Annotated in this window: 15 protein-coding genes and 1 other RNA gene; 3 read left to right on the top strand and 13 right to left on the bottom strand. The window is 67.5% G+C overall.

Going from position 1 to position 22095, the window contains the following annotated elements:
* Positions 1-30: 30 nt before the first annotated feature.
* Both ABZS64_RS24010 and ABZS64_RS24005 read right to left on the bottom strand, forming a co-directional pair.
* Entirely contained in the window at positions 31-564 is a 534-nt protein-coding gene (locus ABZS64_RS24010) for a hypothetical protein (RefSeq protein WP_355833176.1), read from the bottom strand.
* A gap of 289 nt (positions 565-853) precedes the next feature.
* Positions 854-1819 (bottom strand): LysR family transcriptional regulator, encoded by a 966-nt coding sequence (locus tag ABZS64_RS24005; protein ID WP_355833173.1) that lies wholly within the window; start codon positions 1817-1819, stop codon positions 854-856.
* Positions 1820-1902: 83 nt separating this feature from the next.
* On the opposite strand from ABZS64_RS24005, the gene ABZS64_RS24000 reads away from it, so the two are divergent.
* Together ABZS64_RS24000 and ABZS64_RS23995 are read left to right on the top strand one after the other, a co-directional pair.
* Positions 1903-3183 carry an MFS transporter gene (locus ABZS64_RS24000; RefSeq protein ID WP_355833170.1) on the top strand — a complete coding sequence of 427 codons (1281 nt, stop codon included), beginning with the start codon at positions 1903-1905 and terminating at the stop codon, positions 3181-3183.
* Between the two features lie 88 nt (positions 3184-3271).
* A complete protein-coding gene (locus ABZS64_RS23995) occupies positions 3272-3697 on the top strand; it encodes a hypothetical protein (protein ID WP_355833167.1) in 426 nt (141 codons plus the stop codon).
* 62 nt (positions 3698-3759) lie between these two features.
* Here ABZS64_RS23995 and ssrA read toward each other — a convergent pair.
* The 5 genes from ssrA to ftsE all read right to left on the bottom strand — a co-directional run bounded on the left by ssrA (position 3760) and on the right by ftsE (position 7566).
* Positions 3760-4144, bottom strand: a transfer-messenger RNA (tmRNA) gene (gene ssrA / locus ABZS64_RS23990).
* Positions 4145-4235: 91 nt separating this feature from the next.
* The gene (gene smpB, locus ABZS64_RS23985; protein WP_355833166.1) at positions 4236-4715 is read right to left on the bottom strand and encodes an SsrA-binding protein SmpB; all 480 of its coding nucleotides are present in this window, start codon (positions 4713-4715) and stop codon (positions 4236-4238) included.
* Positions 4716-4733: 18 nt separating this feature from the next.
* Complete coding sequence (locus tag ABZS64_RS23980) at positions 4734-5882, bottom strand: S41 family peptidase (RefSeq protein ID WP_355833163.1); 1149 nt, start codon at positions 5880-5882, stop codon at positions 4734-4736.
* 67 nt (positions 5883-5949) lie between these two features.
* The gene (ftsX, locus tag ABZS64_RS23975; RefSeq protein ID WP_355833160.1) at positions 5950-6867 is read right to left on the bottom strand and encodes a permease-like cell division protein FtsX; all 918 of its coding nucleotides are present in this window, start codon (positions 6865-6867) and stop codon (positions 5950-5952) included.
* Positions 6868-6876: 9 nt separating this feature from the next.
* Positions 6877-7566, bottom strand: coding sequence for a cell division ATP-binding protein FtsE (gene ftsE / locus ABZS64_RS23970; protein ID WP_215092120.1), 690 nt, complete (start codon positions 7564-7566; stop codon positions 6877-6879).
* Between the two features lie 248 nt (positions 7567-7814).
* Here ftsE and ABZS64_RS23965 point away from each other — a divergent pair, with 248 nt between their 5' ends.
* Positions 7815-8018, top strand: a complete 204-nt coding sequence (locus tag ABZS64_RS23965; RefSeq protein ID WP_355833156.1) for a hypothetical protein — start codon at positions 7815-7817, stop codon at positions 8016-8018.
* Positions 8019-8103: 85 nt separating this feature from the next.
* Here the strand turns inward: ABZS64_RS23965 and ABZS64_RS23960 are convergent, their stop codons facing one another.
* The 6 genes from ABZS64_RS23960 to ABZS64_RS23935 all read right to left on the bottom strand — a co-directional run bounded on the left by ABZS64_RS23960 (position 8104) and on the right by ABZS64_RS23935 (position 22095).
* Complete coding sequence (locus ABZS64_RS23960; protein ID WP_355833153.1) at positions 8104-8724, bottom strand: hypothetical protein; 621 nt, start codon at positions 8722-8724, stop codon at positions 8104-8106.
* A 394-nt stretch (positions 8725-9118) separates the two neighbouring features.
* The gene (locus ABZS64_RS23955) at positions 9119-9439 is read right to left on the bottom strand and encodes a hypothetical protein (RefSeq protein ID WP_355833150.1); all 321 of its coding nucleotides are present in this window, start codon (positions 9437-9439) and stop codon (positions 9119-9121) included.
* Positions 9440-9862: 423 nt separating this feature from the next.
* Positions 9863-11113, bottom strand: coding sequence for a helix-turn-helix transcriptional regulator (locus ABZS64_RS23950; protein WP_355833148.1), 1251 nt, complete (start codon positions 11111-11113; stop codon positions 9863-9865).
* A gap of 388 nt (positions 11114-11501) precedes the next feature.
* On the bottom strand, positions 11502-11792 hold the full coding sequence (locus ABZS64_RS23945; protein ID WP_355833145.1) for a DUF3027 domain-containing protein: 291 nt from the start codon (positions 11790-11792) through the stop codon (positions 11502-11504).
* Positions 11792-18271 (bottom strand): DUF5615 family PIN-like protein, encoded by a 6480-nt coding sequence (locus ABZS64_RS23940; protein ID WP_355833142.1) that lies wholly within the window; start codon positions 18269-18271, stop codon positions 11792-11794. The genes ABZS64_RS23945 and ABZS64_RS23940 overlap by 1 nt, the downstream gene beginning before the upstream one ends.
* Positions 18272-18426: 155 nt before the next feature.
* A complete protein-coding gene (locus ABZS64_RS23935; protein ID WP_355833139.1) occupies positions 18427-22095 on the bottom strand; it encodes a LamG domain-containing protein in 3669 nt (1222 codons plus the stop codon).

Genomic DNA, 22095 nt, shown 5'->3' with positions numbered 1-22095 from the left:
CCGCAGGGCCCTGCTCTCGGGGAGTGTCATCTACAGCGCGCCTTCTTGCACAGGTGGATCGGTGGGGTTCGCGGACGGTCCGGGATCGGACGGTGTGGGCACCGAGGGGCTGGCGTCCGGCGATGGGCCGGGGGCGCTTCCGCCGCCCCCAGGCGTGGAGGAGGCCGATGCCCCGCCCGGCGCGGGCACTCCCTTGCCGGAGGGCTGGGGCGCCGCGGAACCGGAGGGACCGGGTCCGGCCGGGAGTCCGCCTGCGGTGCCGCTCGACGCGGCGCCGGACGGCTGCGTGCCACCAGTGCCGGTGGAGTCCGTGGGGCTCGGGGCGCCGGGTATGCCGCCGGGCGTGACCTGCGCGGATGCGCTGTCGCTGGGAGCTGGCTGGATCTCGACCTTGTCGCTCTGCTCCTTCTCGCCCTGGCCGAGCCCTGGCAGCAGGGGCGCGGTGGAGTTGCCGCCGAGAAGGGCGACGACGAGGGTCACGGCGTAGCAGGCGCAGGCGATGGCCAGCACCCAGCCGAGTCGGCGGAACTTCTTGCTGCGGCGGCCGCTCTCATCGACGAACACCGGCCCGTCGGAGGCTTCTTGGACAGCAGGCCCCGCAGGAAGGTCCCCCAGTTTCCGGCCAAGACCGTCGAGCTGAACCGTCACCTCGTTCGGCTCATGGGTATGGCCGATACGGGAATCTTCTTGCCAATTTTCCACTGTTGTACGCACATCCCCCACTGGCTGGAATCGAGTGCGCGCACGACCTGCGGACATGGCCGGCTGGATCCCCACCCAACCTGCACACCCTCTACCACACTCACCCTGACCCAGAATGTAGCGCACGCCGGTGACACCTCGTGCCAATGTGTCAGTTGTTGTCACTCATCAGCGACATATCACCTTCGGGCAGCCAAGCTCCCGAGTCCCGTTCCAGCCAGCCCTCCTCGGCGGCGAGCGCGGCTGCGGCCGACCGCAGCGCGTCCACTCCCGGATGACGGATCCCTTTTCGCCACACCAAAGAGAGCGGCGACAGCGGTACGGGATCGACGATCGGGCGCAGCACGGTGTCGGGCATGGCCGGAAAGTCGACCACCGCCAGAACCAGGTTGCGGGTCTTCGCCATCATCCGCCGGAACTCCTCGAAGCCGATCGCCACGGGCGCGGGCGGCGCGATCGCGATCCCCCGCCCCGCGAAGAGCCGGCGCGCCAGATCCGTCCACTCCAGGGTCCGCGGATTGCCCGCACCGGCATATACGGTCTCGCCCGCGAGCGCGTTCAGCTCGATCCGCTCCCGCCCGGCGAGCGGATGGTCGTGCGGCAGCAGGACGGCCATCGGCTCGTACCGCACGGGCTGATGGGACAGCAGCGCCCGTACGGCGGGTTCCAGTCCGGCGAAGCGCCCGAAGGAGACATCGAGCCGCCCGGCGAGGATCTCGGCGGCGGCGCCGGTGAGCCCGCTCTCGAACCGGGCCATCAGCTCGCATTCCGGAGCGAGTTCCCGCGCCCGCGCCAGCACCCGGCCCGATGCCATGCCCTCGCTGTTGAGATCGACGAGCAGCGGCCGGGATGCTCCCGAGGCGGCGGCGAGCAGATCGTCCTGGGCCTCCAGCACCAGGCGCGCATACGGCAGCAGCCGCTCGCCGTCGCCGGTGAGAATCACCTGCCGGGTGGTCCGTACGAACAGCTCGGCGCCCAACTCCCGCTCCAGCCGCCGTATGTCACGGCTGAGGGCCTGCTGCGCGACATACAGACGGGCGGCGGCGCGGGTGAAGTGCAGCTCGTCGGCGACGGCGACGAAGGCGCGGAGGAGGCGGGGGTCGAGGTCTCGGGGCACGCGCCGAATTTACAACGGGAGTGCGTCAATGGGGCCTGAGCAGGTGTTGGACGGCGCGAGGGCTGCGCGGCGAGGGTTGATCCATGCCGCAATCACCCGACGCCCCGCAGACGACGGCCGCCGGCGCCGCACATCCAGCCCCGCCGGAGTTTGAGGCGCGGGGTCCCGGGCGGAGCCCCGGCGTTGGCCTCGGGCCCTACCGCCGGCTCTTCGCGCCGTCCGGCGCACTCGCCTTCACCGCCGGCAACCTCCTCGCCCGCCTCCCCATGGGCATGTTCAGCGTCAGCGCCGTGATCATGATCGCCGGAGCCCGCGGCTCGTACGCCCTCGCCGGAGCCGTCACCGCGACCGGGCTGGCCGCCACCGCGCTGGTCGCGCCGTGGATCGCGCGGCTCGTGGACCGGCACGGGCAGGCCCGGATCGCCGTGCCCGCCACCGCGCTCGCCGCACTCGGCTCGATCGCACTGCTGCTGTGCGTACGCCTCGGCGCACCCGACTGGACACTGTTCGCCGCGTACGCGGCCACCGCCACCACTCCCAACACCGGCGGCATGTCCCGCGCCCGCTGGGCCCACCTCCACCAGGGCGACCCGGCCGCGCTGCACACCGCGAACTCCTTCGAGCAGGCCGCCGACGAGCTGTGCTTCATGCTCGGCCCGGTGCTCGCCGCGTTCCTGTGCTCCGCACTGTTCCCGGAGGCGGGCACCCTGACCGGAGCGGTCCTGCTGCTCACCGGCGTACTGGTCTTCGCGGCCCAGCGCGTCACCGAACCGCCGGTCGCCGCCCGCGCGGCGCGGACCCGCTCCCCGCTGCGTACGCCGGGCATGGCACCGCTGCTCGCGGTCTTTCTCGCCACAGGCGCGGTCTTCGGCTCGATGGAGGTCGTCACGATCGCCTTCGCGGACGACCTTGGGCATGCGAGCGCGGCGGGCGCGGTGCTCGCGCTCCAGGCCGCGGGCTCGTGCGCGGCGGGCCTCGCGTACGGCAGGTTCCGCCCCGACCGGGGCCTCTCCCGCCGCCTGCTGATCTGCCTCACCGCGATGACCGTACTGATGTCGCTGCCGCTGCTGGCCGCCGCGACGGGATCGCTTCCCGCGGTGGCCCTCGCCCTTCTCGCCGCGGGCATGGCCACGGCCCCGACCATGGTCACGGGCATGACCGTGGTCCAACGCCTCACGCCTGACGGCCAGTTGAACGAGGGCATGACCCTCGCGGTCACCGCGCTGCTGGGCGGCATAGCGGCCGGTTCGGCCACGGGCGGCTGGACGGTGGAGCACACGAGCGCGGCGTACGGATATCTGGTGCCCGTCGCGGCGGCCGCGACGGCCCTGCTGCTGTCTGCCGCGGCCCGGACCCGCTACTGAACCCCCGGACGGTTACCCATGAGGGCCGGGCGATACGCTGCACCGCCCCCGAAGCGGGGGCGCATGTTCCGCTCAGGGGAGGGGCCCCATGGCCATCAAGAAGGCAACCATCCAGCAGCAGGTGGCGGCCGCCATCGCGCAGGCCAACCCGGCCGACCGGCCGATCGTCACGATCCAGGCGATCGCCGGGCCGAGTGTCTGGCTGATGAGCATGCTCGGCCTGATAGGCCAGGCGTTTCTGACGTACTACTTCATCACCGTGACCGAGCAGGCCGTGGTCGTTCACAAGGCGGCCCGGATGAGCAACCGTCCACAGGAGATCGCCTTCGCCATGACTCCGGCCGAGGTCACGGGAATGGTCGGTGACATCAAGCGCAACGCCATCTGGAGCTCGTTCCGCTTCCAGCTGCCCGGCCAGCCGCAGCCGACCCGGATGAATGTGCACCGCATCTGGCGCACCGAGATGGACCAGCTGCTCGGCATGCTGGCCCCCGGACACCAGCCGGCGGCCTGACCTGCGGCACGCACGACGAAGGCCCGGTCTGCCGTAGCAGCCGGGCCTTTATCGCATGGGATGAGTGGAGATGGCGGGAATCGAACCCGCGTCCAACGGTGCAGAATCAGGGCTTCTCCGAGCGCAGTCCGCTTCGATTTTCTCGGCCCCGGAGATCTCGCGGACAAGTCTCCGACGGGCTCAGTCACTGTTTGATTTCCCTCTATGCCCCGTGACCGGGCTTAGAGGTTTAGTCCCCTAGCTGATGCCAGGATCCGGGTCGGGAACAGCCCCGGGCTGACACCCGAAGGCCTTCGCTAGCTGCTAATTAGGCAGCGAGCGCGAAGGCGCGGGAATCGCTCTTGGAAGTGGCGATTATTGGTTGCGACATATGGTTAACGAGATCATTGCCGCTTCCTCGGCTCGCTTCCCCTGCTTCGACATCCGCTGTCGAAACCGATCATCCCCATGTTGATTTTTCAAGGTGGTGCACACCCCTTGAGGTGCAGGTGCCATCGTACGTGACCAACGCACGACGATGCCAGCCTATTCCTGCCGATCAGGCCCGCTGGCGCTTCTTGGCAGCCGAGACCGCGCGGTCCGTCTCACGCCGGTCCTGCTTCTCGCGCAGCGTCTGCCGCTTGTCGTACTCCTTCTTGCCCTTCGCCAGCGCGATCTCGACCTTGGCCCGGCCGTCCTTGAAGTACAGCGCCAGCGGCACGATCGTGTGGCCGGACTCCTGCGCCTTCGACTCGAGCTTGTCGATCTCGGCACGGTGCATCAGCAGCTTCCGCTTGCGCCGCGCGCTGTGATTGGTCCACGTCCCCTGGGTGTACTCGGGGACATGCACGTTGTGCAGCCACGCCTCGTGGTCGTCGATCTGTACGAAGCCGTCCACGAGCGAGGCCCGCCCCTGACGCAGCGACTTCACCTCGGTACCTGTCAGCACGAGACCGCACTCGTACGTGTCGAGGATGGTGTAGTCGTGCCGCGCCTTCTTGTTCTGCGCGATCAGTTTGCGCCCTGTTTCCTTAGCCATAGTGCGGTCATTTTCGCACTAAGACGTGCCCCCGAGGCCACTCAATACTGTCTGGGCCCGATCCTCGGCCCCCTCGCTCGCGGCGAGGTCCGGGGTGATGCCCCGCCCGTCGACGCTGTGACCCGACGGCGTGCGGTAGTGGCCGACGGTCAGCTCGGCGACCGAGCCGTCGGGAAGACGGCTGGGCATCTGGACCGAACCCTTGCCGAAGGTGCGCGAGCCGACCGTGATCGCCCGGCCGCGGTCCTGCAGCGCCCCGGTGACCAGCTCGGCCGCACTCATCGTGCCGCTGTCGACCAGGGCGACGACGGGTCTGGTGGTGTCCCCGCCGGGTGTCGCGTACAGGGCACGCTGCTCGCCCCTTATGTCGTACGTCGCCACCAGACCGCCGTCCAGGAAGGCGGAGGCGGCGCTGACGGCCTCGGCGACCAGACCGCCGGCGTTGCCGCGCAGATCCAGCAGGACGCCGACGCCCACGGGGGCATTCCGTACTGCTTCTCGCACCCGCGCCCCCGAGCCCTTGGTGAAGGAGGCGACCTTGATCACCACGGCCCCGCCCTTGAGGTTCCGGACGGTGACCGCCTCGGTGCTCAGCGTGGCGCGCACGAGCTTCTCGGTCCACACCCGGCCGTCCCGTTCCAGACCGAGGACGACGGTGGTGCGGTCGCCGCCGCGCAGCAGCGCCACGACTTCGGTGACGGGTCGCTCGGCGACCGGGAGGCCGTCGATCGTACGCAGCCGGTCCCCGGCCCTCATGTCCGCCTTGGCGGCAGGGCCGCCGGACTGGACCTCGGCGACCTCGATCTGCCCGTCTGCGGCGCGCCTGGCCGTGAGGCCGACGCCGGTGTACTCGCCGTCGAGGGCCTGCTCGAACTCCTTGTACTCGCTCTTGTCGTACACAGCGCCCCAGCGGTCACCACTGCGGCTGACGACGTCCTCGGCGGCTTTCGTGCCGGACTTGCCGTCGGCCACCGCCTCGGCGGCGGCGCGCGTGACATCGTCGACGGTCGCGGCGGCCGATTTCGCGGAGAGGCGCGGCGTGTTCCCGTCGTCGTGCGGAAGGGAGTTGGTGGCGGCCGCGGTGGCCAGAACGCTTGCGAAGACCAACGTCAGGGCCGCCCCGCGGCGGATGCGGCGGGGCCGAGGGCAGAACTCCGGGCCCGGCATGGCGACCACTCTAGGACAAGCGAAGGGCGCCGTACGGCCGTTGACCGTACGACGCCCGGGGTGCTTGTCACACCTTGAGGTACTTGCGCAATGCGATGAAAGCCGCCATGGCGGGCATCAGCAGCCCGATCGCGATCACCAGCGGCAGCTTGGTGATCACGGCGTCCCAGCCGATGAAGTTGACCAGTTGCATCTTCTCGGAGAGCGCCAGACCGTGGTCGATCAGGAAATACCTGCCCACCAGCAGCATTGCGGAGGCGACGGCGCCGCCCAGCAGACCGGCGAACGCGGCCTCCATGATGAACGGCATCTGGATGTAGAAGCTGGACGCTCCCACCAGCCGCATGATGCCGGTCTCACGCCTGCGGCTGAACGCCGACACCCGCACGGTGTTGACGATCAGCATCAGCGCAATCACCAGCATCAGCGCCATCACGAACAGCGCGGCGATATTCATGCCGTTCATCAGGGAGAAGAGGTTCTCCAGGATGTTGCGCTGGTCCTGGACGGACTGCACACCGTCACGGCCCGCGAAGGCGGTCGCCACGACCTTGTACTTCTCGGGGTCGTCCAGCTTGACGCGGAACGACTCCTGCATCTGGTCCGGCGTGATGGTGGACGCGATGGGGGTGTCGCCGTACTGGTCCCGGTAGTGCTTGTACGCCTCTTCGGCCGACTCGTGGTGGACGCTGTCGACGGCGTCCATCTTCTTGAGATCCGCCTCGATCTGCGTCTTCTGCTGGGCGGTGACCGCTCCCTTGGCGCACTTGGGAGACGTCGCCGCGTCGTTCTTGTTGCAGAGGAAGATCGAGACGTTGACCTTGTCGTACCAGAAGTCCTTCATCGTGCTGACCTGCTCACGCATGAGCAGCGCACCGCCGAACAGGGCGAGTGAAAGGGCTACGGAGACGATGACGGCGAAGGTCATCGTGAGATTGCGCCGGAGACCGACGCCGATCTCCGACAGGACGAACTGGGCGCGCATGGCGTCCTTTCAGTGCTGGTAGCCGTAGACGCCGCGTGCCTGGTCGCGTACGAGACGGCCCTTTTCGAGCTCGATGACGCGCTTGCGCATCTGGTCGACGATGTTCTGGTCGTGAGTCGCCATGATCACGGTGGTACCGGTCCTGTTGATCCGGTCCAGCAGCTTCATGATGCCCACGGAGGTCTGCGGGTCGAGGTTGCCGGTCGGCTCGTCCGCGATCAGCAGCATGGGGCGGTTGACGAAGGCCCGTGCGATCGCGACGCGCTGCTGCTCACCGCCGGAGAGCTCACCGGGCATCCGGTCCTCCTTGCCGCCGAGGCCGACGAGGTCGAGGACCTGGGGCACGGCCTTGCGGATCTCGCCGCGCGGCTTGCCGATGACCTCCTGCGCGAAGGCCACGTTCTCCGCGACGGTCTTGTTGGGCAGCAGCCGGAAGTCCTGGAAGACAGTGCCGAGCTGGCGGCGCATCTGCGGCACCTTCCAGTTGGACAGTCGGGCAAGGTCCTTTCCGAGGACGTGAACCAGGCCCTGGCTGGCGCGCTCCTCGCGCAGCACGAGCCGCAGGAAGGTCGACTTGCCGGAACCGGACGAGCCGACGAGGAAGACGAACTCCCCCTTGGCGATGTCGAGAGAGACGTCGCGCAGGGCGGGGCGGCTCTGCTTGGGGTAGGTCTTGGAGACGTTGTCGAATCGGATCACGGGTGCACCACGGTCGGCCGGGGGTAGGTGGGCGTGACACTACGCGACGCGGACTGGCGCTCGCAGTCGGCGTCGTGGGTTGCGTAGTTTGTCCGGTCACGGAACGGGCGTAATCCGGCGGGCCGCGCCGAAAAGGGCGGGAGCTGGCACAGTGGTAGGGGAACAGTCGCGTTTCCCTGAGCGTTGTCCGAGTGAACTGTGCTTACGGTCCGCGCCTGCGGCTCCGGCGCGCGGGAGGAGGAGAGCGCATGACCTACGACCGATTGGTGTGCGCCAACTGCGCGGCCCCGGTCACTGAGGGTCGCTGCCCGGTCTGCCGGGCGAACCGCGAGCGGCTGCAGCAGGAAGGCCCCTTCGGCGGCCTGAGCCCGGTGGCGCTGGTGACGCTCCTGGTGCTGCTGGTGGCGGCTGTGGTGCTGCTGGTCACGAACCAGACCGCGTGGGCAGCGTAGGACGTACGGCATACGCAAAGGAGGGCCCGGGGTGCTGAAGCGCACCCCGGGCCCTCCTTCTGTGTGCTGATCCGCTTACGGCTGCTTACACAGCGGTACGGCCACCGCCGACGAGACGCGGCAGCATACGGAAGCCGATGCCACCGGCGATCATCGTCGCGGCACCGATGAGCAGGAAGGTGGTCTCGGCGGCGCCGGTCTCAGCCAGCTGCTCCTTGGCCTTGCCCTGCTCGACCGGCTTGGAGCCGGCGCTGTCGGTGTCGGTGTTGTCAGAACCACCGTTGGGGTTGTTGTCATTACCGGTGCCGGTGCCCGGGTCCTCGGACGGGTCCTCGGAGGGGTCGCCGGTCGGCTTGTCGGTCGGCTTGCCCGTGGGCTTGTCGGTCGGCTTGCCGGTGGGCTTGTCCGTGGGGACATCGGTCGGGACATCGGTGGGAACGTCCGTCGGAACATCGGTCGGGACATCGGTGGGGATGTCCGTCGGAATGTCCGTCGGGATCTCCGTCGGAGGGGCGGTGGGGTCACCGTCGACACCGATACCGGCGTCGACGCCGTTCGCGTCGGCGTTGGCGGACACCTCGAGGGGACCCACGTTGATGTCGACACCGACGGCTGAGGCGGCGCCCGCGGCGGTCAGCGACGCACCGGCGGCAATCACCGCGCCGGCGGCTATTCGCGCCACACGGATCCGCGTCTTCTTTGTCATCTGGCTGCTACCCCCAGTAGCTAATCGTCAATGGAGCAGCGTCCGGGGCAACTGCCTTTGGGGGCGGTTTCGCTCGGCCCCCGTTCACACGCGCCCCAGTAGATACGCATGCCGCGCGTCAGCTTTCCCAGTTTCCGCGGACGCGTCAAGGTCGTTGCGCGCGCGATGTCCGGTATAGGGGAGGTTGCCTGACCTGCGGGGATGCAACTGTGACATAAAAGGGAACTGCCGCCCCTCGGGCGGCAGTTCCCTTGTCGACAAAGCGTCCTGTTGCTTCTCCTGGTACTTGCGCTAGCGAATCCGAGAGACTCGACCGCAGCCGCGCCGCCTATTACCGCAGCCACCGATGGCCCAAAAGGCTCATCGAGCCTCGGCGACAAGCCCGCCGGGCGGGCTATGACCATGAGGGTCCGGACGACGGGTCAGTGTCAGGGTCAGGCAGTCGTGCCCCGCGGCTCTCGGCAACGCGCACGGCGTCCCGCAGCGCTTCGGTCAGCCGTGCCGACAGAAATCGGAGCTGGAAGGCGTCGGCTCGCGGGTCGTCGAGCAACGCCTCCGCATGGCCGAGCAGTTCGGCACCCATTCCGAGCTGAACAGACTCGACCTGGTCGGCGACCCGGGAGACGTAGCCCCCACCCTTGCCCGCGAGCAGGTAGCAAGGCTTGCCCTCAGGACCGGTCCAGGGCAGCAGCCGGGCGACTGGTTCCATGCCCATCAGGCGGCTCCCAGCCTGTGGATGTCCCGGGTATCGAGATCGATCCCGTACGACGCGAGCCACAGCACCCAGCGACGCTGCCTGCGCAGTCGTTGTTCGTGCGAGGGGAGATAGGGGCGTACCAACGCGGAGTCCTCACCCCGCAACAGCGAAGGCACACATACGCGAGCAGCAGTGTTTGGCACGGTCAGCGCGACGACGAAGGGCACCGACCAAGGAGCCCTTTGCCGGCCACGAGCGGGGAATAGCAGTCTCAGCAACTGCTCGAAGATACGGGCGATACAGTGCGGCACGTCGACCTGCCTTCTTCAGGTGGACCACGCCCCGGGCCGTGTCCGCGGCCGCGGGGGTCTTCGGTAGTCGTACGACCACCGACCGTAGCTCCCCTGCGCAGGGGGAAGGGGCAGAGTTTCTGCCCCTCCGTCAGGCAGCCAACATCCCGACCTTTACAGCCAGTTCGCTGGCCCGTCGCCGCTGGGACGGGTTCTTCGACTCCGCTTCCTCCAAGAGGATTCGGCGGGCGTAGCCGTTGTAGCGCATGGTCTCCGGGGCCGCCTCGTACGCCTTGTCCAGCGCCGCCAAGGCCACCTCGGGCTGCCCGTCCAACTGGTACCCACGGGCCTCTTCAATACGGTGCCGAGCGCGGCGCGGCCGGGACGGAATCGTCGCGGCATCGGCCACCGCGGCCTGCCTGACACTCTCCCCACCTGCATGCAGCTCAACAGCGACCGTCACCGCATGGGCTCCCATGACGGCCCGGGAGAACGACGTGACGGGATGGTAGTAGTCGGCCGGCAGCCGCTCGGCCATGGCGCGCGCCACATCCCAGTACCCCCACGCAGAACCGGTATCGCCCCGGCGCGCTGCCGTGTATCCGGCCTCGAACTGGAGAGCTCCCGCGATGGCGAGTACGTCATCACCCGCCTCCGGCAACAGCGGCTCCAGGTAGCGGACCGTCTCCAAGGTCACCGCATCAGCCGCATCGAAATGAGCCGGGCCACTGTCGCGGTGCGCCTGCGCGGCAAGCCAGGCCGCCACCCCGAGCGTGTGAGGGTCTTCCGATTCCAGCGCCGCGACCATCCCCCGCTCGACCACACGCCACAGCAGCGAAGCGTCAGGCTGATAGGCGATGAAGAACTGGCAGAGGCTGTACGTCTGCGAAAGCAGCGACTGCGCGAGGCGCCGCTCAGCCGCCGTCTCGGATTGCCGCACGCCGAGCTGCGCGTCACGGATCAACTCGGGCAGCAGAGAGCCGACGACGTCTCGATGGTTCGGTGACAAGTGCCGAGCTCTCCAAGCCCGCACAAGGCGAGCCTCCAAGTGGGCAGCAGGCGGAGCCTCAACGTCAGCCATGAACGGATACGCATCGATAGCCGCACGCACCTGCGGAAGTCGCGCATGCCCCGGACCGGCGAACAACGCGGTAGGTACGGACTGATCACCCATGAGCTCGGAAAGGTCCCGCACGCGCAACGCCTCGGCGATCCGCAACACCATGGGCAGCTTGGGCATCTGCAACTGCCCGCCCTCAACCTGCTTCACCCAGCTCGGAGACTTGCCAACCAGCCCGGCGAGCACAGTGCGACTCATCCCACGGCGGGTCCGCAGGACCTGCATCCGCTGGCCGAACGCGATGGGCTCGATGAGGGGGTTAGTGGTGACATCGGACGGCATGGCCCAGCCTCTCTCTGCGCAACCCACGTCACACGCAGAGTACGGCGCAAGGCCAATACGGGCATGAAGATCGGCCCACTTCACACGAAACGACGCTCAGCGGGCCAACTCGAACTTGGCGACATCTCCCAGGGCTTGGCTGCTGCCCTCGTGGTCCCCGCCCTTGCCTTGCCCAACGCGGGCCTAACCCCAGTCGTCCACTCTTGCCAAAACGGCTCGTGCGTTACGAGAGGTCACCGTGCGGCGGGCTGGCGACGCCAACACCAATCCCTCGGGACGCCACCTCAACTCGATTATCGGGGCCGCTGAATTCCTGTGCTGAACATCCAGTCAGCGCGCCATTGATCCGTGAGGCGTAGGTGACCGATCGGTGGTCTCTATTCACTGCTCATAGGTCACCAGGAACCATCCACTGTCCAGACTCCTCGAAAGCCTCACACCCGTCATGCTCGAACCGCACAGTTCCGTCGAACGGTGAGAGTCTATTTGCGCAAGCACCATAGTCAGATCCGAGATCCCCCGCCAACGGGAACCAGAACCTACAGGCGCCACACTGCTCGTCGTACCAAGCTTCCTTGTATTCAGGATCGTCAGTGCGCCGGTTACGGTTCTGAATCCAACGAGCGTGGATCGTCTCAAGCTCTTTCGAGCTCTCACCTGCATGCCCACTGCTTTTCACTAGTTACCTCTCATGACGCGCAAGATTCCATCTATCGACGTTATGCGACGGTCAATCTGTATCGCACGCGAGCCAAATCCGCCGTCCATTTGCCGTCCACGGTCTCGGGTGAGGACTCGTGCATCGAGTTGCTCGGCCAGCGTCATGAGCTCGGGGTCCAGTGTCCCACTGAGCCCCATTTCGGATACGCTCCGTGCATCGTATCCAGCCGCTCGAAGCTGCCCAGCAAACCTCGGAGACATGTTCTCGTCCACAATGATCCGCTGGCCATTACCAGTGAACCCAGCCTTCGCAGCGAGCAGCTCGTTCATCCCTGCCGCAGCTTCTGCAGAGCCACAGGCGCTACAGGCGAGTCCCTTCGGCAGGCTCCGAGCGGCCCCTCTAGCCGCGGCCCACTGCCATCCGGCTTCCACCAGATACAGGCCTATAGTGACGGCGGCCTCACCGCAGTTCTTTCCCTTGAAGACACACCGCCCGACAACCTTTACTCCCCACGGGTCGTCGCCGACCTCAAGAAGGCCCGCCTTCTTCGCGGTACTGCAGAAGCCCTTGAAGTCGGAGCTGACCCCATTGGGCCCAAAGCACTGGCCTTTGGCCCACTTCTCTATGCGGTAGCCATACGTGTCCTGAGATCGGTAAGCGGCGGCATAGAGGCTCAGCTCCTCGTACTTGGGCATTCGGATACCGCCGACCAACGGCTGGCCGTCTTTAGAGCTACTCACATTGCCAACGCTGTCAGTGGACGCGGTGCCGGGGTCGCCCGCGGAGTTGATTTTGCTGGGGCGACCGTTTCCTGTTCCATTAGGTCCACCCGGACACGCTTCGCCGGAGCCTCCCGCCCCGCCGCAGGCGAGGCCGAGGCCGCTGGGGTCGGAGAAGGTGACAGGGTTCTGCGCGCCGTAGCTGTAGCCGTTGAGGGTCTGGTGCTTGTCGAGTTCCATGAGCGGGTCGACGCTGATGAACTGGCCGATGCCGGGGTCGTATTCGCGAGCCCCCATTTGTGTGAGGCCGGTCGTGGCATCGGCCGGCTTGCCCAGGAACTGCTTGTCGTCCGGCCACGTGCCCACCGCTCCCCCGCGCGGAGCGCCGAACGGGGTCGTAGAGCGCTTGGTGATCGCCTGAGTCGTGGCATCCAGCGCCAGACTGCCCGTGCCGTGCTGATCGCCCGCCAGGAATGAGAGCTTCGACGTGCCGGACTCATTCGTGCGGAGCGCGATCGCCTGCGGGCCGGCCGAGTATGTGCGGCTCGCCCAGGTTTTCTTGGTCGTGCCCGCGACCTTGTGGTGGATCTCCGTCGCGCCCAGGTACAGGACGCTCTCCCCGTCGCCGCCCGCCCGGCGGATCAGGAGCGTGCCGTCCGCGTCGTAGAGATAGCCCGTCTTCTTCGTCCCCTCGGTCAGGGTGGCGATCTTGCCTTCGACATTCCAGGTGAGGGCCTGGGCGACTCCGGTCGGGCCTGGGCGCCCGGTGGTGTTTCCCGTCTTGTCGTAGCCGTAGCCCGGCGTGACGCCCGTGCAGTCCGGCGTCTTCGTCGTCGCAGTCAGCGTGTGGCGCTGAGACGCGCTCATGTAGCAGTAGTTGGTGGTCGTCGCGGCGCCGGTCACGGGAGTCACGGTCTCGGTGGCTCGCTGACCTGCCGGGTTGTACGTGTACCCGGTCCGGTACGGTGCCGGGCCGCCCTGGGTCTTGCTCGTGCAGTCGTCCGTCGACGGCGTCCATGCCTCCGTCAGACGACGTTGACCGTCGTAGGCGAAGCACTGGATGTCGGTCGCGAGCGCAGGCGCCACATTGGGGGTGTCGGTGATCTTCGTGACATTGCCCGCGTCGTCGTACGAGTAGCTCAGATCCTGTGGCTTGTACGGAGCGGTCTGAGGCGTCGTCACAAAGGATCGGGTGAGGCGGTCCGTGCCCTGCTCGTACCGGTTGTCGAGGTAGGTCGTTTTGGCTTCCGCCGAGGCGGAGACACCGAGCGTCAGCTGCTGGGGCAGCCCCAGCTCGCTGTAGCTCGCGCCTTGCAAGTAGCCGGACGTTCCCGAGTAGACGGCAGTCGGCTGGCCGGTGGGCGTGTAGCGGTTTTCGATGGTCTCCGCGGGCAGTCCACCGGCTGCCGGTTCGGTGGAGTTCTGCACAGTGCCGTCGAGGTTGTAGGCACTGTCGAAGGTGTAACTGCTCTGTGCGGCACCGGCCAGGACCAGCGGCTCGTTGGCGTCCAGCAGCAGCTGTGTCTTCGTGGGCCGGTAGAGGGTGTCGTAAGTGACGACCTTCTTCGTGTACGCCTTGCCGGTCGCCCCGCCGTCGTAGCGCGTGGAACTGTCTCCGTACCCCTTGGCCAGCGTGTCGAAGGTCCAGGCGGCAAGCTTGTTGGCGTCGGTACGGGCCGACGACCAGCGGCCGGTCCGGCGGCCGAGCTCGTCATAGCCGTAGAGCAGTCGCTTGCCCGCCGAGTCTTCGGTCCAGTCGACCTGGTCCAGGTCCGTGTATGCGGTCTTGGAAGTGCCCTTGTCCGGGTCCGTCGACGTGACCTGGCGGCCGAAGAGGTCATACGTATAGGACCACTTGGCACCGTCCGGCCCGGTGATCGTGTCCTGCTTGGCGTCACGGGTGTACGTGAAGGACGTGGAGGTGTACGGGACGCCGAGACCTCCGCCGTAGGCGACATCGGTGGGGTCCGGGCCCGCGTACTCGCGGCGCTCGACCGGCCGGCCGAGGGCGTCGTTGACGACCCGGGTGGCCTGTCCTCCCTTCACCGTGCTCGTCGCAGCGGAGTCACCCGTGTAGCTCGTGGTCGTGGTCCACTTCTCCACACCGAAAACAAGGAAGCTGCTGCTCGTGGCACGCCCGGCACCGTCGAAGACCGTGGCGGTCTGCTTGGGCGCACCTCCGTATTCGGCCCGGGCATACGTGCCGTTCGGTGTCTTGGCGGAGTCGTAGATGTCTGCGTACGTCTCGTAGGCCAGGCCCCGAGAGTCGTATCGCGTGTCCGTGAGCAGACGGCCGCCGTTCGGCGTCGGACTCTGTGTCTGCAGCGGGCGGAGCAGCGAGTCGAAGATCGCGTACGACGTCGTCACCGTGTCCGAAGACTTGATCGTCGAGGTGGCAACGAAGGGGGCCACGCCCCGCTTGACCGTGTACGCGAAGGTCATGCTGGCCGACTGGCCGCCGTCCTTGTTGCGGTTGGGCAGCCACACTCCCGTGAGACGGCCCAGAGCGTCGTACGTCTGCTCTGTCTTTTTCGAGTTGGCGTCGTAGGTGCGCAGTGGCAGGCCGCGCACGCCGTCGAAGAAGGTGATGGCCTTGTGGGTCATGGCGTTGGTGACAATCGTCTTCGTGACGATTCCGGCGCCGACCGGGGTGTAGTCCGTTGTCGTCGGCCGGCCGGCCGTGTCCGTCACCCTGCGGGGACGGCCGAGAGTGTCGTACGTGGTCTTGGACATCGTCTGCCAGGTCGACGGGTGGCGTTCGCCACCCGTCGCGGTGGCCGGGTAGGCGGAAGCGCGGCCGGTCCAGGTCGCCTCGCCCTTCGTGAGGGCCTGGTTGGCCGACCAGGCAGTGGCAGCGGCGTTGTCGTAGACGGTCGCGGTGTCGGACAGGACGTCTTCGCGCGTGGCCGCCGACGCGGGCAGTTTCAGCTGCGCATCCGCGATCGCGCAGATCCGGCCGACCGTACGGGTGCGGGAGACCAGGCTGTTGATGCCCTTCGCGTCATCGCGGGCGTACCAGGTGCGGGTGCATGTGTCGTCGTTGCCGTCGTCGATGTCACCCGCGTTGTCGGCCTCGTACGCCATGCCGTAGGCGTCGTACTTCGTGATCGTCCTCGCTGTGCGCCAGGTCTTGGGCACAGTGAGATAGGTGTGCGTGGACTGGGTCCCGGTACGCACGTAGTACGACTCGATGTCGGCGTAGGACTTGTGCTGCGTGGCAGTCCTGGCCGACCAGGGGGTGTTGACGGTGACGCCGACGGGGGTGCCGCCGTTGTAGGTGATCTGCTGGCGGGTGAAGCCGGCGTACTGGTCCGCGTCGACGGCGTCGGGAACGTCCAGCCCGCTGAAGTCGATACCGGGCACGTTCACACTGCGGGTGCCGCCCGCCTTTCGGGGGTCGCCGTGCATGCCCTGGAGGTAACTCGTCACCGTCCGGGAACGGGTGCCGGTGGAGGCGCCGGTCTGGACGGTGACCTTCTGGTAGCCGCGCCAGATGGACCAGGTGCGCTCGTCGGTGGGGACGAAGGGGCTGTCGTTGAAGTGCCAGGCGGGGTCCTCGTACGTGTACGCGTGCTCGACCAGTTCGCCAAAGCCGGACGGGTCCGCGGTGGTCACGGCGGTGACGCGGTACTTGTGGAACCAGTCCAGACTCGCGTCCGTCGCGCCGTTGATGTTCCAGTACTGCGGATAGCAGGACTCGGCGTTGCTGTCCTCGGCAGCAGGCATCCGCGAACCACGCACGCACTCCGGGTCGTTGTACGTGACCGTCGTGATGGCGCCCGCCTCTGACGTGATGGTGCTCACGCGAGGACGGGTGAGCGGGAGGATGTTGCCTCCGCCCGGCTGAGTGCCGCCTGCGACCCGGTTGGGTCGCTTGAGATACGTGAACGACACCGGATCGAGTGTGATGGCCGTCCCTGTGTGACCGGTGCGCTGGATGCTGTCCAGCCTTAGCGTCTGGTCGGAGGAGTCGGCGATGTCGCCGTTGTCGGCGTACTTCTGCGTGAACGCCCAGGAGTCGACCGGCGTGTAGGCAGCGCCCGAGTACACCGCGGTGTCGATCTTGGTGAGACGCTTCCGGGAGAAGAACGCCGGGCTCTCGGCAAGGCAGTCGGTGTCATTGGCCCCGGAGGCGCAGATGGCGTCGTAAGGGACGTCGGGCCAGTTTTTGGACGTGTCGTCGCCGAGCGGGGAGCAGTTGGAGACCGTGCAACGTTCGGCGTACGTGAAGTTGACCCGGCCCGGCGCCTCGGCGGTGAAGAGGGTGTCGAAGCGCTGTCCGTAGAGGATCTTGTTCAGATAGCCGCTCGGCGTGTACGGAGCGTTGGCGGTGCCGGCCTTGTGCCTGCGGTAGTGGTTGGTCTCGGCCGTGTACCAGTACGACATGGCGTTGCCGTGGGTGTCTTCGACGTAGTCGAGGTTCCAGCGCCAGGCCTGGTCGACCGCGCGGTCGGCGAAGGTGTCGCCCTTGGAGTAGCCGGGTTCGCCGAAGTCGTCGCCGAAGACGGGGACGGTCCATACGGAGTTGGTGCGCTCAGTGTCTGCGCCGCTCAGCTTGTTGAGACCGAACACGTACTTCGTGCCGTCGCCGGTGGTGACGGTCCAGTGTTCGCCGTTGTCGTCGCCGTTGGCGGCGCCCGTGCCGTAAGCGACGGTCGACGCGTCGTCGTTCTTCAGCCGCCACTTGCCGGTGATGTCGTCCTTGACGAGTTCGGTCGACTTGCCGTTGAGGACGAGGGAAGCGTTCTCGTACTTCCAGCACAGGTCGTACTGCTTGTCGTGCCCGTCCTTGTCGCACGAGCCGTACTGCCGCTCGACGTAGGAGACGGTGGACAGGTCGAAGCCCTCGCCGACCGAGGTGCCCTGGTTGTTCGTCGCGGCGGTACGGCCGTCGATGCTGCCCGAGTCGTACGTCAGATTCAGGGTCGGTGACGGACCCGCGGCGGGCTTGGGGGTATCCATCGGATACGACCAGGTGAACGAGCCCGACGATCCGCCGGACTCCCAGGCCGAGGAGGAGGCGAGCGGGGTGGCGGAGTAGTCACCGGCCCCGGAGGGGGACTGCCCGGGGCCTGAGGCGGTCACGGCGAGCACGGTCGGGGCGGCCAGACTCACGTCGGCCGACAGGCTCTGGGCACGGACGGCATTGCGGGAGTTCAGTGGCGTGAGCGTGCGGCACTTGGCGACCTTGGGCGTGGTCAGCGCACAGGCGGGGAGCTGTGAGAGCCGCAGTCGGCTGGACCAGCCGCCGCCGATGGCGGAGGCGAAGGAGGCGTAGTCGACGGTCAGTTCGGCCTTGCCGGGCTGGTGCGTCTGCGCGGTGAGCAACACACCGCGCACCCCGGCCGCCTTGGTGGTCTTGCGGTCGAGGACGCTGATCGTGGCCTGGCCCGCGGTCCCGTGGGCCGTCTTGACCGTCACCGGGACCCCGCCGAGCGTGGCTCGGGCACTCGCCGCGGTGAGCGGCACGGTGGCGCTGCCGGGCCCGGGCCAATGGGCGCGTTGCTGCTGGGAGGCCCGAGCGGCATCGGAGGCGTTGCCGGCCTTCCCCTGGGCCACTCGCTCGCGCGCCTTCTTGGCACCGGTGGCGCTCAGCTCCTTGACCTTGCCCTCGCGCGGCTTGGGGACCACGGGGCGGCCCGGACCGCCGTCGGCCGCCTGTGCCGCTTGCGCGACGGGGCTCAGCCCCGCAGGCACGGCGAGGACCGCGGCGAGAGCCGCGATCACCCAGGCCCGCGCGCCGGCGTGTCTGTGACGTGCTGTTGAACCCCTGCCCATGACCCCAACCCCCACGATGTCGCGTACGCACCAGGCGTACGCACGCGCCGATGCAGCTCAAGAAGTGCGTTGTGGAACGCGATGGCTCGATCGCCCGGTCCGGGTGGACCACTCGCCGTGGAACGCGATGTGGTGGTCCACCCGGAGCTGGGCGATCAGTCGCCGATCACGGCCTTGATCTGGTCCTCGCCGTCCATGGCTCCTGCCCAGAGGCGGACCTCACCGATCCGCGCAGGGAGGAAGTGACCCCAGGCCGTGGAGCTGTAGCCCTTGCCGACGGCGAGGTCGCCCGAACCGACGAGGGCGGAGTAGGCCTTGTCGCTGTCGTTCTGTCCCAGGCCGACGTGCAGGCGGATGACGGAACCGCCTTCGGAGAGGGCATCGAAGATGCCGGTCAGCCTGACGGACGGGCCCACAGCGGCTTCCTCGTCGGAGCTGACCCAGGTGCTGGTTCCGTCCTTGTTGACCCGGCCGAACCGCCAGTAGCCGACGGGCACGGCGTGCTCGTTGCCGTCGTCGTCGACCTCGGTCTGCGTGCCGGTCAGCTCGAACCAGAGGCCCCAGGAGGAACCGTCGGCAGTGCGCTGTCCGACGACCTGCCCGACGTATCCGGCCTGTTTGGTCAGCAACTTGGCCGTGTCCAGCTGAACGGTGGTGGTGACGGTGAAGGACGCGGAGTCGTCGACCACGGGGCCTGCAGTGGTCGCAGCACCGTCCGAGCCGCCCAGGACGATGGACTGACCATCCAGCGTGGCGCCGCCGGCCAATGACACAGTGCGCCCGTAGCCGGAGGTCGTGTCGGCGACGGCGGTGCCGCTCGCGCCCTTGGCGTTCCAGCTCCCGACCAGCTCGACATCCGGGAGGCCGGAGGTGCCGGACAGGGTGCGGGCTTCCCTGGCGACTTCCTCTGGCTCCAGAGCGCGCTGCCAGACGGCGACTTCGTCGATGGATCCGGCGAAGTAGTCCGTGTACACGTCGCCGTACATCAGGCGGCCGATCTGCAACGGGCCGTCAGCGCTCCAGGCAGTGCCAGTATCGGTAGTTCCCTGCAATTGACCGTTGATGTAGAAGCTGGCCTTGTGGGCAGCCACGTCATGAATTGCAGCGACATGCGTCCAGACCCCCTTCGGCACAGACTGCTTCGCCCTGATCTCATGCGCGTTCGAACCGCCGACGGACGACGTCGACAGCACACGCATTCTCCAGCCCGATGTTCCGTGGGACACCATGAAAGGGCTGTACTGACGACCCCATGGGCTGCTGGTTGCTGACTGCTGGCTCAAGGCCGTGACGTTTGTGGTGACCGAGGGATTCAGCCGCACCCACGCTGAGGCCGTGTACGACGATCGGGTCTCAAGCACTGGCCCGGACGTTGCCGCGTAGCCCGTTGCACCGTCGAGTTGCAGGCCCTTGTCCTGCTTCGGCGTCTCCAGCGGATTGCCCTGAGCGTCGTACCCGAGTTCCCCTCGACGCCCCTGGTCGTCGCGAACCGCACCCGCAGAGAGCGTCGCGTTGTCCTGGTTGGCGGCGTCCGCGGTCGACGAGTCCATCGCCTGGCCCGAGTCCTCGTCGAAGTGCCACCGCCCGACGGGCCCCGGCCCTTCCTGGACCAGGAAGGACACCACCTGCGACGCACCAGGGCGGCCCACATTGTCCACGGCCCGTACCTCCAGTTGGTACGTACCCGGGAGCTGCGGAGTGATCGTCTCCGTCACACTCGCGCCGGTGTTCTTCGGTGTTCTCCACACCGTCTCGGTCGACTGCTTGTACTGGTAGGCAACATTGTTCGCGTCACCGGCCGCAGGAGAGAAAGTGAAAGAGCCTGCTTTGCCCGGCTCGCCGCCCGGTGCACAGGCCGTCGTGGTGCACGGCGTGTATGTGGAGTTGATCGTCACCGTCGGCGCCTTGGGGGCTGTCTTGTCGACCTTGAAGTAGCAGGCCACGCTGCCGGGTGAGGTCAGCCAGTTCCCGAAGTTGTTCCAGTACGACCTCGTCCACGCCTGCACGCGATAGAGAGGCCCCTCCTCGAGTGCCTGCGGCACCGAGGGCCTGGCCGCCTGCCCCGTGCCGAGATAGCCGGATGTCGGTGACATGAAGTCGGGCAGCGCGGTCCACGTCGTGCCGGTCTGCTTCTCCACCTGAAAACGGACCCGGAGCTGCGCTTCGGGTGACCCGCCGACCACGGTGCGCGCGGTGGCCGACACCTGTGGCGTGGGGTCGCTGATCGTCCCGGGTTGATCGATCTTCGGCGAGCAGGACAGTCCCGTTCCTGTGACGAAGCCGAACGGTGTGGGGTAGTTGGGCTTTCCGACGTAGTCGACGACGAGCGTCGCGTCGTTCTTGAACCTCTTCCAGGCGCCGGTGTCCCCCTCGTCGTGCGCCCTGAGCATGAGCGTCAGCCGCGCGAACTTGCCCGCGGCGAAATTGCGTACCGTCGCCGTGAGGTTCTCGTTCGTCTCTTCCGGGTTGTCTGTGAAGTCGATGGGCGCATCAGGGGAATCCGGGTCGCACAGCGAGCCTCGGCCCGCGGATATGTTGCGGTCGACCATGAGGTCCAGTTCGCCGGGCCTGCTGGACCAGGCCGTCGACGAGGAAATGTTGTTCGTACGGACCAGATCCACCCAGCGCGGGTCGCACTGGAACGCCCAGGGTTCGGTCACCCGGAAGGTCGCACCCAGGATGTGCTTGCCCGCAAGATTGGCCGGCGAGAACTCGTAGTAGAGCCGCTGCACATAGCCGGGGCCGCAGTAGTAGCCGCCCCATGTGCCGCACTTGCCGACACCCTTGCCGCGCTCACCGCCGCCTTCGTCCTGGTTGTCGAAGTTGTAGAACCTGTAGCCGTCGGAGCGCAGCAGGGTCCGCTCGTCCTCGCCCCAGCTGACCGTCGGGTCGATGTAGAGCGGGAAGGCAGAGGCGTCGGTCTCCTTGAGCATCTTCGCGTCAGGGGCCAGGCTAATGGCGTCCTTACCCACCTGAATGCGCAGATCAGCCGTCTCATCTCCCGGAACGGGTCCGGCGGTGCGGTCCGCCTGCGCGGCGGGTCCCGTCGTCGTCGCCCGTGCCGAGGCAGCGTGTCCGGCCGCCGGTGAGGCCTTGCCCGACGAGTCCCACATCATCGCCGGAGGGGCGGAGAACACCTCGGTGGCGTTGGCGTCCACCGCCGTCATTCCGCCGCCCTCGGTCGGAGACAGCTTCAACCTGGTGGGCTTTGCCGAGAACGTGATCTTCTTCAGTTCCGGGTTGGAGGCAGCTTCGGGCGTCTTGACCACCAGAACCTCGCGAAAGCCCTCGACCGTGGCCGTCATCCGCAGGTCGATGTCCGGGAGGACGTTCGCGTACACGGCGCTGTTGCCGTCGAGCGTGGGCTCGGGCAGCCGGCCAGGCCAGCCCAAGGCCAGGGTCCTGCCCTCGCGGGTGATCTTCACCAGGCCGGTGCCGGCGCCGCCACCCGAGAACGTCAGGTCGACTGCTGCCGCCCTGGGCGCGACAGTCCCGTCAGAACGCTTCTCCAGCGTGGCGTCCGGCTTGGCCCAGGAGCCGCCTGGGCTCTTCACCCGTACCGGGACCACTGACTGTTCGAGCCGGAACGTGAACCCGTCGGGATTGGCGTACGTAGTGGCGAACTCGGTTCGCGCACCGACAACCTCGACCCGCTGGCCCGTTTCCGCGGCACGGGCGAGTGCCTGCTGCTCCTCGCCGGCCGGCGGACCAGCGGCATGTGCAGGAGCGGATAGGAGCACCGGCATCCCGGCCCACGCCAGCGTCCCCACCAGGACTGCCGTGATGGATCTTCGGCGCCACCACTTCACGGCACGTTCAGTCAT

The sequence above is a fragment of the Streptomyces sp. NPDC005408 genome (genome assembly GCF_040606445.1).
Classification (GTDB): domain Bacteria; phylum Actinomycetota; class Actinomycetes; order Streptomycetales; family Streptomycetaceae; genus Streptomyces.
Note: the sequence above shows the minus strand (reverse complement) of the source record. Positions and strands in the feature narration are given on the sequence as shown.